Origin of the sequence: Pseudomonas sp. T8 (assembly GCF_024610635.1) — a bacterium.
GTDB lineage: Bacteria > Pseudomonadota > Gammaproteobacteria > Pseudomonadales > Pseudomonadaceae > Aquipseudomonas > Aquipseudomonas chlororaphis_I.
On sequence record NZ_CP102374.1, the window covers coordinates 3,382,223 to 3,398,858 of the forward strand.

The 16,636-nt window shown below is 61.1% G+C and carries 16 protein-coding genes; 6 read left to right on the forward strand and 10 right to left on the reverse strand.

Features of this window, described 5'->3' with window-relative positions; genetic code table 11:
- Positions 1-168: 168 nt before the first annotated feature.
- From NRG23_RS15225 to NRG23_RS15235, 3 genes are all read right to left on the reverse strand, one after another.
- Positions 169-1,119, reverse strand: coding sequence for an inovirus Gp2 family protein (locus NRG23_RS15225; RefSeq protein ID WP_257375010.1), 951 nt, complete (start codon positions 1,117-1,119; stop codon positions 169-171).
- A 335-nt stretch (positions 1,120-1,454) separates the two neighbouring features.
- Positions 1,455-1,682: an AlpA family transcriptional regulator gene (locus NRG23_RS15230; protein WP_257375011.1), complete on the reverse strand. Its 228-nt coding sequence runs from the start codon at positions 1,680-1,682 to the stop codon at positions 1,455-1,457.
- Between the two features lie 54 nt (positions 1,683-1,736).
- Positions 1,737-3,116, reverse strand: a complete 1,380-nt coding sequence (locus NRG23_RS15235; protein ID WP_257375012.1) for a hypothetical protein — start codon at positions 3,114-3,116, stop codon at positions 1,737-1,739.
- Positions 3,117-3,419: 303 nt separating this feature from the next.
- Between NRG23_RS15235 and NRG23_RS15240 the strand changes: the two genes are divergently transcribed.
- Complete coding sequence (locus NRG23_RS15240) at positions 3,420-3,956, forward strand: hypothetical protein (protein ID WP_257375013.1); 537 nt, start codon at positions 3,420-3,422, stop codon at positions 3,954-3,956.
- A 244-nt stretch (positions 3,957-4,200) separates the two neighbouring features.
- Here the strand turns inward: NRG23_RS15240 and NRG23_RS15245 are convergent, their stop codons facing one another.
- Positions 4,201-5,439 carry an SGNH/GDSL hydrolase family protein gene (locus tag NRG23_RS15245; protein WP_053268186.1) on the reverse strand — a complete coding sequence of 413 codons (1,239 nt, stop codon included), beginning with the start codon at positions 5,437-5,439 and terminating at the stop codon, positions 4,201-4,203.
- Positions 5,440-5,548: 109 nt separating this feature from the next.
- Here NRG23_RS15245 and NRG23_RS15250 point away from each other — a divergent pair, with 109 nt between their 5' ends.
- Together NRG23_RS15250 and NRG23_RS15255 are read left to right on the forward strand one after the other, a co-directional pair.
- Positions 5,549-6,454 carry a LysR family transcriptional regulator gene (locus NRG23_RS15250; protein WP_257375014.1) on the forward strand — a complete coding sequence of 302 codons (906 nt, stop codon included), beginning with the start codon at positions 5,549-5,551 and terminating at the stop codon, positions 6,452-6,454.
- A 246-nt stretch (positions 6,455-6,700) separates the two neighbouring features.
- Positions 6,701-7,801: a polyamine ABC transporter substrate-binding protein gene (locus NRG23_RS15255; protein WP_124337649.1), complete on the forward strand. Its 1,101-nt coding sequence runs from the start codon at positions 6,701-6,703 to the stop codon at positions 7,799-7,801.
- Between the two features lie 38 nt (positions 7,802-7,839).
- Here the strand turns inward: NRG23_RS15255 and NRG23_RS15260 are convergent, their stop codons facing one another.
- The 3 genes from NRG23_RS15260 to NRG23_RS15270 form a co-directional block, all read right to left on the reverse strand.
- Positions 7,840-9,477: a glycosyltransferase family 39 protein gene (locus NRG23_RS15260; RefSeq protein ID WP_257375015.1), complete on the reverse strand. Its 1,638-nt coding sequence runs from the start codon at positions 9,475-9,477 to the stop codon at positions 7,840-7,842.
- A 148-nt stretch (positions 9,478-9,625) separates the two neighbouring features.
- The gene (locus NRG23_RS15265; RefSeq protein ID WP_257375016.1) at positions 9,626-10,507 is read right to left on the reverse strand and encodes an alpha/beta fold hydrolase; all 882 of its coding nucleotides are present in this window, start codon (positions 10,505-10,507) and stop codon (positions 9,626-9,628) included.
- A gap of 2 nt (positions 10,508-10,509) precedes the next feature.
- Positions 10,510-11,586, reverse strand: coding sequence for a sugar phosphate isomerase/epimerase (locus NRG23_RS15270; RefSeq protein ID WP_257375017.1), 1,077 nt, complete (start codon positions 11,584-11,586; stop codon positions 10,510-10,512).
- A 130-nt stretch (positions 11,587-11,716) separates the two neighbouring features.
- On the opposite strand from NRG23_RS15270, the gene NRG23_RS15275 reads away from it, so the two are divergent.
- Complete coding sequence (locus NRG23_RS15275) at positions 11,717-12,322, forward strand: TetR/AcrR family transcriptional regulator (RefSeq protein ID WP_038582204.1); 606 nt, start codon at positions 11,717-11,719, stop codon at positions 12,320-12,322.
- Between the two features lie 80 nt (positions 12,323-12,402).
- On the opposite strand, the gene NRG23_RS15280 is transcribed toward NRG23_RS15275, so the two are convergent.
- From NRG23_RS15280 to NRG23_RS15290, 3 genes are all read right to left on the reverse strand, one after another.
- Positions 12,403-12,720 (reverse strand): hypothetical protein, encoded by a 318-nt coding sequence (locus NRG23_RS15280; protein WP_009046893.1) that lies wholly within the window; start codon positions 12,718-12,720, stop codon positions 12,403-12,405.
- Between the two features lie 293 nt (positions 12,721-13,013).
- Entirely contained in the window at positions 13,014-13,358 is a 345-nt protein-coding gene (locus NRG23_RS15285; protein WP_016701637.1) for a hypothetical protein, read from the reverse strand.
- A 128-nt stretch (positions 13,359-13,486) separates the two neighbouring features.
- The gene (locus tag NRG23_RS15290) at positions 13,487-14,476 is read right to left on the reverse strand and encodes a LysR substrate-binding domain-containing protein (protein ID WP_009046891.1); all 990 of its coding nucleotides are present in this window, start codon (positions 14,474-14,476) and stop codon (positions 13,487-13,489) included.
- A gap of 116 nt (positions 14,477-14,592) precedes the next feature.
- Between NRG23_RS15290 and NRG23_RS15295 the strand changes: the two genes are divergently transcribed.
- Together NRG23_RS15295 and NRG23_RS15300 are read left to right on the forward strand one after the other, a co-directional pair.
- Positions 14,593-15,774 carry a M20 aminoacylase family protein gene (locus NRG23_RS15295; protein WP_124301118.1) on the forward strand — a complete coding sequence of 394 codons (1,182 nt, stop codon included), beginning with the start codon at positions 14,593-14,595 and terminating at the stop codon, positions 15,772-15,774.
- Positions 15,775-15,844: 70 nt separating this feature from the next.
- Positions 15,845-16,624 (forward strand): ABC transporter substrate-binding protein, encoded by a 780-nt coding sequence (locus tag NRG23_RS15300; protein WP_371920906.1) that lies wholly within the window; start codon positions 15,845-15,847, stop codon positions 16,622-16,624.
- Positions 16,625-16,636 lie beyond the last annotated feature (12 nt).

Here is a 16,636-nt window from a genome sequence, read left to right on the forward strand (position 1 = left end):
GTCAGTGCTCTAGCGACGGAGCCAGAGTCGATAGTATGCCGTCTCTTCATCAAGGTGCAGGGAACTTCAATCAAGTGGTGGTTGTGTTGCTGATGGCGGAACCCTAACCGGTCAGGAAGTGAAGGACCAGCACGCGGGCTGCGACTTGTAAAGATTTCAGGTAGATAGCTACCGTAGCAATCCCTTGCGCAGGCATTTGCCCCGGAGCGGCTTCATCCGCAACTGCTGATCATCCTTGACCAGGTAGCGCACCGCGTCGTGGACATGGGGACGAATATTTCGATCACTACGCAAGATGATGCCAATACCGCGCCTATTCCCGTATTTTTTTTCTTTGTTGTGATTGCAGCTATTGAAGTAGCCCTGCCCCCGCGTAATACGCTCCCACAACTCGCCAATCTGCTGGGCTTTATAGATGTCTCCGCGCACTTCATTACCGTTGAAGAAGAAAGCCGCATGGACGTGGTATCCCCTGTCTTCACCCTGTTCAACACTGCAGATGTAACCAGTCTCAAGGTCGAAGATCGGATTGCGCTCACGCTCAGCAATCAGCCGATCCAGGTCGTCGAATACATGCTCGACACGTAACCTTGCCTGCGCTTCCGAGAGGTAGTACAGATTGACCCTGACTATGGTGGTGCGAGAGTAACGATCAAGCACCGCATCAACGTAATCGGTGACGCTGCCCGCCTGCTGCCTAGCCAGATAACGACGGTCATCCTTCTTACGGCGATACCATAGTTCACGAGTCAACTGACGGATCCGTGCTACCAGGAAGTTCATGCTGCGGTGATGGTCAAGGTAGATCGTACCCTCTTCATTCAGGCAGACAGGACCGGTAGGACGATGCTCCAATCCGATGCCCTGGTATGCCTCCCTGAACGCTTGCAGGTGCTCGCTGTAGCGGTATTCAACCCGTTCATCGAACAGATCCATCATCTGCCGGATGTGAGTGAAGTATCTGGAGAGTCTGGTCTCCTCAACTCGCTCATAACCTGTACGGGTTTGCCTGAACCGAAATGCTGGGCTGTCATGCTGCTCGATGGCCTGAACGAGTCGTTCAATCTGAATGGCGATGTCGGACTGGGAAAGGTAGGTGTATGTATTGCGTTTGGTCATGGTGATGTACCTGATGGGTTATTCGCATATCAGGCACGTGAAGTGTACTTTTTAACCGATGACTTATCGCTCGCTTGAGCGGTATGTACTGTTTGGCTGAAATGGATTAACTATTGGACAATTACTGATTGATAGTTAATGGCTATATAACTAGAAGCACATCAACCCACTGTGGTCGATCCCGGTCAGGCCTGGCAATGGGGAGCAACATTGCCAAGCCTGCCGAGAGATTGACCCATTTGGATCCTGGGGGAGTTAGCTGAGAACACAGGCTTTCCCCCCAGCGGCATAAACGCCATGACCGGCTACCAACCGGTCATGGCGCAGATGATTGATTAGCTGGCCACACTCAGGCGACTAGATCGGGTCACAGTGTCCTCAGCTAGATCACGCTCCTCGATTCTTGCCAAAATCCAGTCGTGCACCTCGCTTTCAACCCAACCGACACAACGGTCCCCCAATGAGACCGGCTTCGGGAAGGTGCCCTCCCCGATGTACTTGTAAATAGTCGACCGTGCTAGGCCGGTCGAATCGATAACGTCTTTCAGGCGGATGATCCTCATGAACGGGGCTCCTCGTATTCGTTCAGAGGATCGGCAGGGGCGGTAAAAAATGACTTACCTTTTTAGTAACCGTCTCGCTGGCGGTGTCAACAACCCGCCATAGAAGCGATAGTCCAGCGGTATTTCCGCCTCTGTCCGCCAGTTTTCGGGGATCACGTCACCGCGCCCCTGCTCCCACAGAATCGTGCATGCGTAAGCCTCCATAGGCCGAGGTTGCAGCAGCAACGCAATGGTTTCGTCGCCCTCGCCTCGCAACACTGGCAGGATACTGAGCTCCGCCAAGTCGAACCCGATCCAATTCGCCGCACCAAACCTAGCTCTGTACGCCTGCGCAATCCCAGCAACCAGCTTGCAAAAATGGCTGATGACAACCTTCCACTCCCGATCAGACTCGACCTCTCCCCTTCCCAAATCGAGTGGCCTTTGCAGGTCTGCCTCAATCCGCTCCCTCAGCCAGCCATGATCGACCGAACCTTCACGATCGAGCTCAAACCAGTGGCGCGAAAGCAATTCGGAGGCGCATCGATAGAGCATGAGCCGCAAGACATCGAAAACAGATCGCCGTTCACGAGCTAGAAAGTGAAGTACCGCCTTGGGTGTCTCTGCGCGGTTCAATGCAGGTGGACGGCGAAAACCATGAATGTCCCGCAACAACACACCGAAAGTATCGTTCCGAACTTTGGACTGCGGCAGCCAGTGCACCAGAACCGCACCTTCGCCACTCAAGCCATAGCCTGGATGATTTAGGTTGAGGAAATACGAGCTGTTTACCTTCTTGGTACGAAAAACCGAACTCGTCACTCCGGGTACGTAGCTGCGAATCAAGCCCACTCCCCTAAGACGCTGGAGCCGATGACTCAAACTCTCGGAGTCGAGTCCTGTCAGTCGTCTCAGGTCCAAGTTGCTGAGCCCTGTCACAACACCAAATTGATCGGCATTCGCTAGCAATGCTCCCAGCAGCAATCGATTACAAATACTCAACCTGCTACGAGCCCCCGGAGGCGCAGGTTTTCCAAGCTTGGTAACTGTCGACCTCTCCCTCTGGGGCTTCGGCTGCGCCCCCAAGATTTCTGCCGGGATATCAGCTCCAGAAAAAAGCCGCTTCAGATGTTCCGGGTGAGAGGCATGTGAACATTGTTGGCCCTCAAGAGTGGCCAGCGACTGCGGAGCAATTTGATAACTGATCTTTGGCCGACCTTTTCCGGCAGGGGCCGACTCCAAACGTTCCACCACACCAACCGCCACTAGTTCCCCCAAGGCAGCACTGACTATTCCTTCCACCATGTGGAGCTGTTTCGCAAGCAGCTTGCCTCGGAAGCACTCGCCAGCACTACCACCATACGAGCCGCCCCTTGCAATGGCTTCCAATATGAATCGCGCCTCAGGTCCGCAATCAGTCAGCTTCTGTAGGAGGGGCTGAATACGCAGGGTCATTCTTTGATAATCCAGATTTAAATTGCAGATTATACACCCTGTATAAATTTGATTAGTGTTACCGCATAACGTTACGAATAACGTATTTACAAACGATAGCGACAGGAGAGATTAAGACCTAGAATTCATCAACGAAAATTAGCGGGAGGAAGGGCGATGACCGGGAACGCAGGCAGACCTCGATGGTTGCGAAAGGAGGGAGGTGAGTGGGAGTGGGCCTATCGCTACATGCAGCAAACCCCCGACGAAGGAATACAAACCAGTCTCAAATACGCAACTCGGGGAAAGGAACCTAGCTATGGAATGGTTGCTGACGCGATTGCGTACCTGCAGGGAACTCGTGACGGCCTGGAGTTCGTGACACGTCTTAGGAACACCCTTCGGCAGCATCGACATCGATCATTGAACGCAGGTAAGAAAAGGAAGCCCTACTCGTTCACACTTCCGACCGATACCAAAAAGGCCCTTAGCATCAACGCAAAAAAACTAAAAATGACGGAGACAGCCTTGGTCGCCGACCTCCTCAATGGCGCGGGGAAATTGCTTGAGGAACACCATGAACGAGAGCAGTTGCTTCGCGACGCCTTGGACTTTGAACGCAAACGAGTGAAGCAGCTTGATGATCGCTGGAAGGCTCAGCACCGCGAAGCCATGAGACAGATCGAACGACTGGCCACGCTTCTGTCAATGTGGGAGCTCACCTTGGAGCAGGCTGAGCCAGGCTTCGAAGGAGACCAGGCGACCCTGCAATCTGAGACGAAGAAAAAGACTAGAGAAATCGAGAAAGCCATCAGCGATGCTCTTAAAATGCACGCACTGACTGAAGCGAGACTGATCTAGCCGACTACATCACGCAGCCCAAGGTACCAAGCAAATCTCATTGGCATTCCAAACGGCATTCCAACAAAAAAATAAAACCGATATTTTATTTTAAAATCAATAAGTTGTATTACCTGTTCAGATTACCCCGGCCCACCAAACGAAGCAAAAACAAAGCCCGCCTTGTGCGGGCTTTGTTGTTTCTGGCCTCTCAGAAACCACCCTCCTCCTCAGCAGTTCCTGACCCGGCGCACCTACCAAACACTCAAAAAAGCACCTCCAACTCCACCCCTTCCGCCATCGCCCTATTCCCCGCATCCCCCGGATGCAGGTGATCGCCCGAATCCACAAACTGCAATAACCGGGTTGGATGCTGTGGATCGCGGGTCATCTGGTCGAAGTCGATCACCGCGTCGAATGCCTGGCTGGTGCGTATCCACTGGTTGAGCGCCTGGCGCAGTTGTTCCTTCGGGGTGCTGTGATAGTGCTCGATGATGCTGCCCTGCAGGGCGCCTTCGAAGGGCAGCAGGGTGGTGCCGATGATGCGGAGGTTGTGGCGATGGGCCTGGTCGATCAGTTGTCGATAGCCGGCGATCAGCTTGTCCAGCGATGGCAAGGGTGCGTTCGGCGCGAAGGCGGTGCCGGGCCAGCTGATGTCGTTGATCCCCAGCATCAGCACCACGCTTTTCACTCCGGGTTTGCTCAGCACGTCGCGCTCGAAACGTGCCAGTGCACTGACGCCCATGCCATCTTCGAGCAGGCGCGCGCCGGATATGCCGCCGTTGAGCACGGCGACGTTCTTCGCGACCAGGCGCTGGGCGAGGAAGTCGGGCCAGCGCCGGTTGCTGTCCAGGGTCGAGCCGTTGCCGTCGGTAATGGAGTCGCCGAGTACCACCAACGCTCGGCTGTCGAGCGGGGCGTCCACCAGGATGTCGCTGAGGAACAACCGCGCCTCCACCTGTTCCTTGCCTTCCAGCCGCTGCGCATTGACCTGGTTGCCCGGGCTGATAAGCGCGGTTTGCTTGCCGTCCCAATGGAAAGTGGTCAGCGGCGTGCGCTGTGGCAGATACAGCGAGACTAGCAGATCGCCGAGGGCCGGCACTGCCAGCGCTACCGGGTCGCTGGTCCGGGTTTCACCCGGCGCGATGCTGACCTGTTCTTCACCGCCGAACCTCAGGCTCTGCCCGGAGCCTGCGCGAACGGACTCGCCCTCCTCCATGGTGGCGACCCGTGCTGCGCCAATCAGCAGAGGCTGCTTGCCGTATTCATTGGAAATCACCACCCGTACCTGGCTGCCGCCGACGCTGACACGCAGCTTCTGGTGAATAGTGCTGTCGGCCAGGGCCTCGGGAATCCGCGTGGGCAGTGGCAACTCGTTGCCCCAGGTCGGTTGCGGGCTGGCCATCCAGGTGGTGAGCCAGTTGTCCTGGGCCAGGGCAGGACCTGCGGCCAGCAGGGCCGTGACGATCAACGGCAGGGAAAATCGCGCGTGCAGGGCTTTCATCCGGGTAGCTCCTTTAGGCAGTAAGGCTGAGGCGAGCCAGATTGCTCCATTCGAAATAACCGTGATAGAAGGCATAACTTCATACAACCCATTCCGATATCGAATACCCATGGACAGCCTCAAAGCGATGCACTGCTTCGTCCGCGCCGTCGAGCTGGGTAGCCTGTCATCGGCCGCCCGCGAGCTGGGCAGCACGCAACCCACCGTCAGCAAGCTGGTGGCGGCCCTGGAAAAGCAGTTGGGTACCCGCCTGCTCACCCGCGGCACCAGCGGGCTGACGCCCACCGAACAGGGCAAGCGCTTCTACGAGCGGGCGAAAGCCGTGCTGGAGGAATACAGCGAAGCGGTGGCCGAAGTACGCGGCCTGACCGAACGCCCCGAGGGCGTGCTGCGGGTCAACGTGCCGGTGAGCCTGGGGGTGCTGCACCTGAATGCGTTGCTGCTGGCGTTCATGGCGCAATACCCGGACATCGAGGTGGAGCTGATCCTCAACGATCGCTTCGTCGACCTCACCGAGGAGAACGTCGACCTGGCCCTGCGCCTGGGCGGTGACCTGCCGCCAAACGCCATCGCCCGACGCATCGCCACGTCGCCGCGCTACCTGGTAGCGGCGCCGGAGTACCTGCGCCAGCATGCGCCCTTGAACAGCCCGGCCGACCTGGGCGCGCACAATTTCCTGCGCTTCGCCTGGTTGAGTTCGGGCGACCGCCTGGAACTGAGCGGCCCGAGCAGTGAGAAGGTCAGCGTCACCACGCAAGGGCGCTACCGGACCAACAGCTCATTGGCCATTCGCGACGGCGTGTTGCAGGGCGCCGGACTGTGCATCACCCCGGCCTGGCTGGTCAGCGACCTGCTGGACAGCGGGCAAATGGTGCGGGTCCTGCCCGACTGGAGCGGGCCAGCGAACGAGGCGTTCCTGATCTACCCCGAGCGCCGCTACCGGCCCCTGCGCGTGCGCTTGCTCATGGAGTACCTGGCCGAACGGGTACCGCAGCTACCCGGCTTCATTGCCTGACCCGATAAACATCGATACCCGCCCCGGACACGATCAATGGCCATTACGATCCCCTTTTGGCCAACCCCGTGCTGTGAATCCCAGGGGCCGTCGGCAAGAATCGAACCCGGACCGTTGACTCAGTGACCCAGGCTGTCACCAGAACCGCCCTTGTGAACCTTGACCCTCTTTGTCCTTTGCCCTTTTAAAGGACCGCCTGCCGCGTACAGAACATAAAAACCATTCGCCACGCTGGGGAAAAAATTCATGGCCACGATGAAAACCATACTGAGTGCCACCGTTTGTGGGCTGTCGCTGCTGGCCGGCGCGGCGCAGGCCGAGCAGCGTGAGCTGCGGGTGTACAACTGGGCCGACTACATCCTGCCATCGGTGCCCAAGGACTTCGCCAAGAACAGCGGCATCAAGGTCACCTGGGACACCTTCGATACCAACGAATCCCTCGAAGCCAAGCTGCTGACCGGTAACTCGGGTTACGACCTGGTGGTGCCGTCGAACCAGTTCCTCGACACCCAGATCAAGGCCGGGGTGTTCCAGAAGCTCGACAAGTCCAAGCTGCCCAACTGGAAGCACCAGGACCCCGAGCTGCTCAAGCTGCTGGACAGCAACGACCCCGGCAACCAGTACGGCGTGCCCTACATGTACGGCACAGTGCTGATCGGCTTCAACCCGGCCAAGGTCAAGGCAGCGCTGGGCGACAACGCGCCGGTGGACAGCTGGGACCTGGTGTTCAAGCCGGAGAACATGGAAAAGCTCAAATCCTGCGGCGTGGCCATGCTCGACTCGCCGTCGGAAATCCTGCCATTGGCCCTGCATTACCTGGGGCTGGACCCCAACAGCCAGAACCCGCAGGACTATGAAAAAGCCAAGGAGCTGATGCTGAAAATCCGCCCCTACGTCACCTACTTCAACTCGGCCAAATACATGACCGATATCGCCAACGGCGACATCTGCGTGGCCATCGGTTACTCCGGCAGTTTCTACCAGTTCGGCAACCGCGCCAAAGAGGCCGGCAACGGCGTGGTGGTGGACTGGCGCCTGCCCAAGGAAGGCGCGCCGATCTGGTTCGACACCTTCGCCATTCCCAAGAGCGCGAAGAATGTCGCCGAGGCCCATGAGTTCCTCAACACCCTGCTGGACCCGAAAGTCATCGCGCCCATCAGTGACTTCCTCGGCTACCCCAACGCCAACAAGGATTCGATTGCGCTGATCAACAAGGAGATCACCGGCAATACCGACCTGACACCAACCCCCGAAGCCTTGAAGAAGCTCTATGTGGTGCAGCCGCTGCCGCAAAAGCTGGAGCGCGTGCGCACCCGGGTCTGGACCAGCATCAAGTCGGATAAATGATCCCCCTCGGGCAGCCCCGCCCTGGGGCTGCCTGATCTTCACTTCAGCTCGAACAGCAGGCAGGGATTGCCGTTCAAGCGCCCTTCGAACACCGGGGTCGCCTGCTCCAGCGCAGTCCCCGCCAATAACGCCCGATCCTTGCGCGCCAGGATCACCCAGGCCGGACGCGGCAACGAGGCCAGCGGCGCCAGATCGTCCTTGCCGATAAACCGCGGTTGCTCGTCGTGGTCCAGGTTCATCATGTAGCGCACCGCCCAGGTGTCCTTGCCCAGGTTGAGAAACACCAGGGTTCCGCGGTCCTCCCCACGCAGTTGCTCGACCTGCCCGACAAAACCCCGGGTGTCGAATTGCAGGTCCTTGGCCGGTTCGATCACCTTCACCAGCAGCCACCACTGCGCCGCCAGGGCCAGCAGGCTGAGCAGCACCAGGCGCCGCCCCGGCGCTTTGTATGTGGTTCGCCAGCAGTACAGCGCCAGCCCCTGCAAACCGAGAAAGACCGCGATCATCAGCGGCAATGACAGCGCCGGCCAATAACCGTGCTTCTGCCAGCTGTGCCGACAAACCAACAGCACCACGACACACAGCCCCGGCAACAGCGCGACCAGGCCGAGATAAAACCGCCGCGCCCCGACCAGCCAACGCTGCGGCTTGAGCAGGCCGTAAGCCGCCACCGCCGCGAACATCGGCACCATGGGCAGGATGTAATAAGCGCGCTTGAAGTGCGGCACCGACAAGCCGAGCAGGATCATCAGTCCGCAGGCGCCCAGGCGCACCAGCAACTGCATCTGATCGTCCGTGTGCCGCGTGGACCATTGCCGGCGCAGGACGAACAGGGTCGCCAGCGCCAGCGGCACCACCGGAAAGTAACGATAGAGGCTGAGCTGGAAGTAGAAATAGAACGGATCGCCGCTCTCATCCAGACGCCCGCTCACCTGCATCTGATAGACCTGCCGGGCGAAAGCCTCGCCGCCACTGAAGTGCGCCAGCTGCATCAGCGACCACCAGCAGGCGGCCAGCAGGAGCAGGCCGATCACCCCGTGGACCATCACCTTCCTCGCCAGCCGCCAGGCGTCGTCCCTGGAACGGTAACGCCCCAGCGCCCAATAGGTGCAGGCCACGCCGCAGACCTCGATCAGCCCCAGGGGGCCACGGATGGCGAAGGCAATAACGAACAACGGAAAAATCGCGTATTGGCGCAGGCGCGAGCCCAGCTGCTCGCCGCTGTGCAGCAGGTAAAAACAACCCAGGCACAGCAGCGAGACCATCTGGTCCAGGCACACCGAACGCGACTTCTCCAGCCACTGGGTGGTCAGCGCCGTCAGCAGCACCGCCAGCAATGCCCAGGTACGGTCGAACGGCGCCAGCAGGCGGTACAGCAACGCCAGCACCCCGGCCGAGGCCAGCGCCGTGGGCAGGATATTGGCCAATTGGTTGGGCGCACCGAACAGCTGGGCAAAGCCATAGCTGAACCAGGTGGCGGTACCCGGATAGTCCGGGTACGGCTCGCCGTAGGTGGTGGGAAACAGGCTGGCGCCGTGGCGGAACATCTCCTGCAAAAACAACCACCAGCGCCCGTCGAAACCTTGCGCTGGCTGGTCCCAGATGCCGAACGTGAACAGCAGCAGTGCGAGCAGAAAGACGCCCAACATCTCGATGCGAATGCGGTGGTGGTCCATGGATGATCCGTCAGAGGGTGCATTGCCCGAAGGCTTGGGCATGCCGGCTGCCATGTTGCAGCCGCAGGCCCTGAACCCTCCCTGAACAGGCCGCAAAAAAATCCCGGCCCGTCCATCAGCAGCCACTCAAGAAGACAGCCTGGCGCGCTCAGCCCTCCTGCCGCAGAAACGGCAGCAGATGAGCAATAAAGGCCTCGGGCGCCTCCTCGGTGATGAAGTGACCACACCCCAGCACTATCGCTCCCTGAAGATTCAGCGCATTGCCCTGCATCGTCAGCAGCGGCGCATCGTGGGTGGCATGTTCGGCGCCAATGGCCAGGACCGGCATTTCCAACGGACGGCTGGCACGCTCGCGGTTCTGCCGGATGCTCTCGGGGATGGCCCGGTAATAGGCGAACCCACCCCGCAGCCCGCCGGGTACCGAATAGGCTTTGACATAGGTCTCGACCGCGACCCGCTCCTGGTGCACCGACCACTTTTCGAACATGTAGGCCAGGTACTGCGCCTCGCGCCCGGCGATCAGCATCTCCGGCAGGTCCTGCAACTGGTTGAACATGAAGTGCCAGAGAAAGATGTTCTGCCCTGGCGGCGCGAAGATCGTCGGCGCCTCGGCGAGGCCGGGAATCACCGCCTCCGTCAGGGCCAGTTTCTCCACCACCTGCGGATAGTCGCAGGCCAAGGCGTAGGCCACCCACATGCCGACGTCATGCCCCACCACCGAGTACTGGCTGTAACCCAGCGCCAGCATCAGGGCCTGCAGGCGAGACGCCGTGCTGCCGGTGTCGTAGCCCTGCTCGGGGCGATCGGACAGGCCCATGCCAGGCAGGTCGACCGCGATCGCCCGGTACCCCTGCCCGGCCAGCGCCTGCATGACGTGGCGCCAGGTGAACCAGGTCTGCGGCCACCCGGGGATCAACAACACAGGCCGGCCCTGGCCCTCGCTGACATAGTGAATGCGCCCGCCGTCCACCTGTACGTAGCCATGGTGGTAGTCACGCCCGGCAAAAGCCTGCTGTTCGAAAAGATCCATGGTCAGCGTCCTTGATGAGAGGGCTGGGCAATGCCCAGCAGTCGGTTGATCTGCGCCTGGTCCACCGGCGCGCCGGCGAAGTCGTCGAAGACTTTGTCCGTCACCTGGATGATGTGCTGGTTGATAAAGGCCACGCCTTCGCGCGCGCCCTGCTCCTGCTCCTTCAGGCAGCACTCCCATTCCAGGGTCGCCCAGCCGGCATAGTCATACAGCGCCAGCTTGGAAAAGATCCCCTTGAAATCCACCTGCCCGTCGCCCAGCGAACGGAACCGCCCGGCCCGGTCGGCCCAGGGCTGATAACCGCCGTAGATGCCCTGGCGGCCGGTGGGATTGAACTCGGCGTCCTTCACATGAAACATGCGAATGAACTCGTGGTAGATGTCCAGGTAGTCCAGGTAATTGAGCTGCTGCAGGACAAAATGGCTGGGGTCGAAAAGCATCTTGCAGCGCGGATGGTTGCCGACCCGTTCCAGGAACATCTCGAAGGTCACGCCGTCATGCAGGTCCTCGCCCGGGTGGATCTCGTAGCACAGGTTCACCCCCTGCTCGTCGCAGGCGTCGAGAATCGGCCGCCAGCGCTTGGCCAGCTCATTGAACGCCGAGTCGACCAGGCCTTCCGGGCGCTGTGGAAAGGGAAAGAAATAGGGCCAGGCGAACGAGCCGGAAAAGGTTCCCATGTCGCTGAGCCCCAGCCGGCGCGAGGCCTTGGCGGACAGCTTCAGCTGTTCGAGGGCCCACTGGGTCTTGGCGCCACTGTCGCCCCGCAGGGCCGTCGGGGCGAAGCCGTCGCACAGGGTGTCGTAGGCGGGATGCACGGCCACCAACTGGCCGAACAGGTGGGTGGTCAGTTCGCTGATCACCAGGCCATGTTCGGCCAGGGTGCCGCTGACCTCATCGCAATAATCCTGGCTGCTGGCCGCCAGGCGCACATCGAACAGGCGCTCATCCCAGGCCGGTACTTGCAGCGCCTTGAACCCCAGCCCCGCCGCCCACGCGGCAATGGCGGGCAGGGTATTGAATGGCGCTGCCGCGTCACTGAATTGAGCCAGGTGCAGGCTCGGTCCCTTGAGGGTTTTCATTGTTTACGCCCTATTGCTTGTCGATCGACAAACAATAGGGCGACCCTTAACGCGCCGTCAATACGACGGCTTGATTTTTTTGTCGATCGACCAATAATTGGCAGCACTCCCTTTGCATCGAGAACTGGACATGGCTGGCAGACCCCGCGAATTCGACCGAAAACAGGCCCTGTACAAGGCGCGTGATGTGTTCTGGCAGCGCGGCTTCGAGGCCACCTCCATGTCCGACCTGGTGGACGCGCTGGGCATTGCCTCGGCGCGTATCTATGCGGCCTTCGGCTCCAAGGAAGCGCTGTTTCGCGAAGCCATCGAAGTCTACGAATCGGGCGACGGCGCCTTTGCCGACGCCGCCCTGGGCGACGACATCAGCGCCCGCGATGCCATCGAGCGCATGCTCAGGGAAGCCGTCGAGCTCTACACCCAGCCCGACCGGCCACAGGGCTGCATGGTGGTGTCCTCCGCCACCAACTGCTCGGCGGACAACGACGGCATCAGAGAATGGCTGGCCGAGCACCGCCGCGACAGGACCCGCTCCATCATCGAGCGCCTGGAACAGGCCGTGCGCACTGGCGAGTTGCCCAAGCGCACCGACGTGATGTCCCTCGGGGACTGCTATGCCACGGTGCTGCATGGGCTGTCGGTGCAGGCCCGGGACGGCATCGGCAAGTCGCGCCTGCTGGCGATGATTCCCATGGCCATGGCGGCCTTCGATGCACAAACCGAAGCGTCCAAATAGCCCTCAGCGAACCGCCAACCGCGGATAAAAAAACGGCCCGGCGGGATCACCGCCAGGCCGCATTCGAGTCGTTGCGCGAGTTACAGAAAGACCGCCGAGAGCATGCCCAGCGCGCCCAGGCAACAGCCGATCAGGGTGCCGCGTCCCGGCAACTCACGGAACACCGACCAGATCACCAGCGGTTCGAGCAGCAACAGCGAGGTCACCGACACCACCGTGATCATCCAGATATCGCCGACCGCCAGGTACCCCAGCCAATAGGCGCCAATCAGGCAGATACCGGCGAAACACATGATCAGTACGGGCAACGCCAGGTCCGGCCATGATGTGTTGCCCGTATGCGCCAGGCGGGCGGCGACCACTTCGCTGTAGATCGCGCAGAACTCGCCCAGCACCATCAGCCCTACAGCAGAAACTCCGAGTAATTCTTTGGACATATGACAAACCCCTTGGTATTGAGAGCCAGATTTTTCAGCTCCCAGGCAGCAATGGCTCCGCTGACGGAGCCGCCATGACCATGCCGAGGGGTTTGCTCTAATTCAGTGACCGTAAGGAACCTGAACATGTCCATCTCCTGAGTGGTGGGTTACGGGTGTCAGTATCGCCATGAGCGATGGCGGCCGTTCTCTGTATAGGGTATTGGCGCGGCGACCGATACGCGTTTTTTGTAGGGCATTTGTGTTGCAAGAAGCTAGTCGGCCCGGAAGTTCCAGACGATCTCCACCACGCGCAGGGCAAGGATCAGGTACACCAGGAACAGGCCGATCTGCAGGGCCGTGTGATAACGCAGCTTGGCCAGCCGGCGCAGGCCGTCGCTGACATTGAGCAGCATCAGCAGCGCCGACACCGTGATCAACCCCCAGCCGGTCAGGTTGGAGCCGAGCAGGCCCATGAACAGCTGATGGTCACCGTGCAGCGCGTTGGTCCCGGCGGCGAACAGCAAGGCGCAGACCAGCAGGTTCTTGAAGTTGTCGAAGACCCGCGTATTCAGGTCGCCGTCCAGCAGTTCCAAATACTTTTGCCATAGTTTGCGCATATTCAAGGCACCGGTTCAGCCGCAGGGTAGAAAGGCGCCCGTAGCGTTTCAGAAGCCTGAAGGCCCGCCGGGCGCACCTTCCAGCGTAGTGACGATTGCCACAACCTGCTTGCGATCCGTGGCTCGCCTCAGACCCGCAGGCGCACGGTCTCGAACAGCGCCCGGTCCTCTTTGCGCGCCGAGCGCGCGTGCCGGCGGATCACCTGCAGCAGGCAATCGGTGAAACACAGGGCCGGGTTGCTGAGGGCGACGTTGCAACGGGTGACGATGCTCAGGTGCCGGGGCTCAAACTGCTCCTCCAGTTGCAACGACACCAGCCGCCCGAGGAACGGCGGCGCGGTGCTCATGATGGTCGGGCCCCAGGTACACATGTCGGCGTGCTCGACCAGCATTTGCAGGATCGCCAGGGAATGGGCGCGGACGATGCGGCGCTCGTCGATCTGCGCGCCGTGGCGCCAGAACAGGTCCCGCATCAGCGCGTCGTGGCCGTCCGGGGCGTAGTTCAGGGTCCATTGCTGATCCAGCAGTTCATGGATCGAGCGGGCATCCTGCCGGGCATGGCCCTGGCGCACCAGCACCGAGGTCTGGTAGTCCAGCAGGGTCTCGCAGGAAAAGTCCTGCGGCGCCTGGGACGGGTGCAACTGGCCAATGGCGAAATCCATGCTGCCGTCGCGCAGCAGCGGCTGGGCCACCGCCATCAGGCTTTCGAACAGCTCCAGGCGCACCTCTGGCATACGCTGGCGAAACTCCAGCACCACTTCCGGCAGCAGGGTCAGAGCGATCCACGGCGTGACCCCGACACACAGCCGGCCGCTGTTTTTCCCGCGCAACTGATCCAGCTCGGCCTGGGCATGCTCCAGTTGCTTGAGCACCAGCCGGGCGTGGGTCAGCAGCACCTTGCCGTACTCGGTGAAGTTCAGGCCGCTGGGCGTGCGGACGAACAGCGGCAACTGCTGGGCGGTTTCCAGCTCGCGCAACGCCTTGGTCACGGCCGCCTGGGACAGGTTCAGCGAACGCGCGGCGCCGCGGATGCTGCCGGTCTCGGCGCTGGCGATCAAGGCTTGGAGTTGATGCAATTTCATCAGCGTGCCCAGGTGACAACTTTGGGTTGTCATCATAACCAAACTGAGCCTCCCCGACAGGCCGCCCGATGCCTAAGATCAGCCCAACAGCGCCTCGACGATTCGCCCGACGGGTCAGAGCTGGCGAGCGACCTTAGCCGAGGAGCACCACCATGAACGCCCGTTACGTGCTACCCGAGATAGCCGAACAGCAGAACGCAATGATCGCCCTGCGCCGCCAGATCCACGCCCACCCCGAACTGGGGTTCGAGGAGTTCGCCACCAGCACACTGGTGGCCGGGCAACTGCGCGAATGGGGTTATGAGGTCAGCACCGGGGTCGGCCGCACCGGCGTGGTGGCCACCCTGAAAAACGGCGAAGGCCGCGCGCTGGGCCTGCGGGCCGACATGGACGCCCTGCCGATCCAGGAAACCAGCGGCGTGCCCCACGCCAGCCGGATTGATGGGGTGATGCATGCCTGCGGTCACGACGGGCATACCGCCACCCTGCTGGCGGCAGCGCACTACCTGGCGCGCTCGCGCAACTTCAAGGGTACCCTGCAACTGATTTTCCAGCCCGCCGAAGAGGGCCTGGGCGGCGCCCGGGCGATGCTCGATGACGGCCTGTTCGAGCGTTTTCCCTGCGACGCGGTGTTCGCGATGCACAACGTACCGGGCCATCCAACCGGGCACCTGGGCTTCTACAACGGCCCGTTCATGGCCTCGGCCGACACCGTGACCGTCAAGATCATCGGCCACGGCGGGCACGGCGCGGTGCCGCACAAGGCGGTCGATCCGGTGCTGGTGTGCGCCTCGATCGTGGTCGCCCTGCAAAGCATCGTCGCGCGCAATATCAACCCCCAGGACACGGCCATCGTCAGCGTCGGCGCGATCCATTCCGGAACCGTCTCCAACGTGATCCCGGCCTCGGCCGACATGAGCATCAGCGTGCGCGCCCTGACGCCCGAGGTCCGCCAGTTGCTCGAACGGCGCATCACCGAGCTGGTGCATGGCCAGGCCGCGAGTTTTGGCGCCCAGGCGCAGATCGACTATCAGCACTGCCATCCGGTGCTGATCAACCACCCCGAGGAAACCGCCCTGGCCCGGGAGGTGGCCCGCGAGTGGCTGGGCGAAGAGCAGTTGATCCACGATCTCAAGCCGTTCACCGCCAGCGAGGATTTCGCCTTCATGCTCGAACGCTGCCCCGGCAGCTACCTGGTGATCGGCAATGGCCAGGGCGAAGGCAGCTGTCTGCTGCACAACCCGGGTTACGACTTCAACGACCACTGCCTGCCCATCGGCGCGACCTACTGGGTCAAGCTGGCCGAGCGTTTTCTCGGCCCAGAGGGCAGGTAGCGACAAAAGGCTGTAGCAGTGTCATCACTGACGTAGCCGGCGATTAACCGAGGAAAAAACAATGAGAAAAATGATCGCTGCGGTTTCATGGGTGCTGTTGTCGGTGTCGGCCAGCGCCGGCGCGGCCGACTGGTCGGGCAAGGTGCTGAAGCTGGGCGTGGACCCGACCTACCCGCCCCTGGAATACAAAGACCCCGACGGCAAGCTGAGCGGGTTTGGCATCGACATCGCCGAAGCCCTGTGCGCCGAGCTGAAGGCCCGCTGCGTGTGGGTCGAAAGCAGCTGGGACGGGATGATTCCCGCCCTGCTGGCGCGCAAGTTCGACGCCATCGCCTCGTCGATGACCGTCACCCCCAAACGCATGACCCGCATAGCCTTCACCGACAAGATCTCCAACGCCCCCGCGCGGCTGATCGCCAAGCGCGGCTCGGGCCTGGTGCCGACCCTCGAGTCGCTCAAGGGCAAGCGGGTCGGCGTCGAACAGGGCTCGGCCCAGGAGGCCTACGCCAAGGCCAAGTGGGGTGCCCAAGGGGTGCAGATCCTGTCCTATCAGAGCCAGGACCAGGTGTATGCCGACCTGCTCGTCGGCCGTCTCGACGCCTCGTTGCAATCGTCGATCCAGGCCAGCTATGGCTTCCTGTCCAAACCCATCGGCAAGGATTTCGAGTTCGCCGGCGACACCCTCAGCGACCCGGGCTTTTTCGGCGTTGGCGACGGCATCGGCCTGCGCAAGGACGATGTGGAATTGCGCGAAGACCTGAACAAGGCGCTGGCGACCATCCTGGCCAACGGCACCTACGCCAGGATCAACCGCAAATACTTCGACTTCGATATCTACGGCGGGCCCTGACCCCGACTCCGC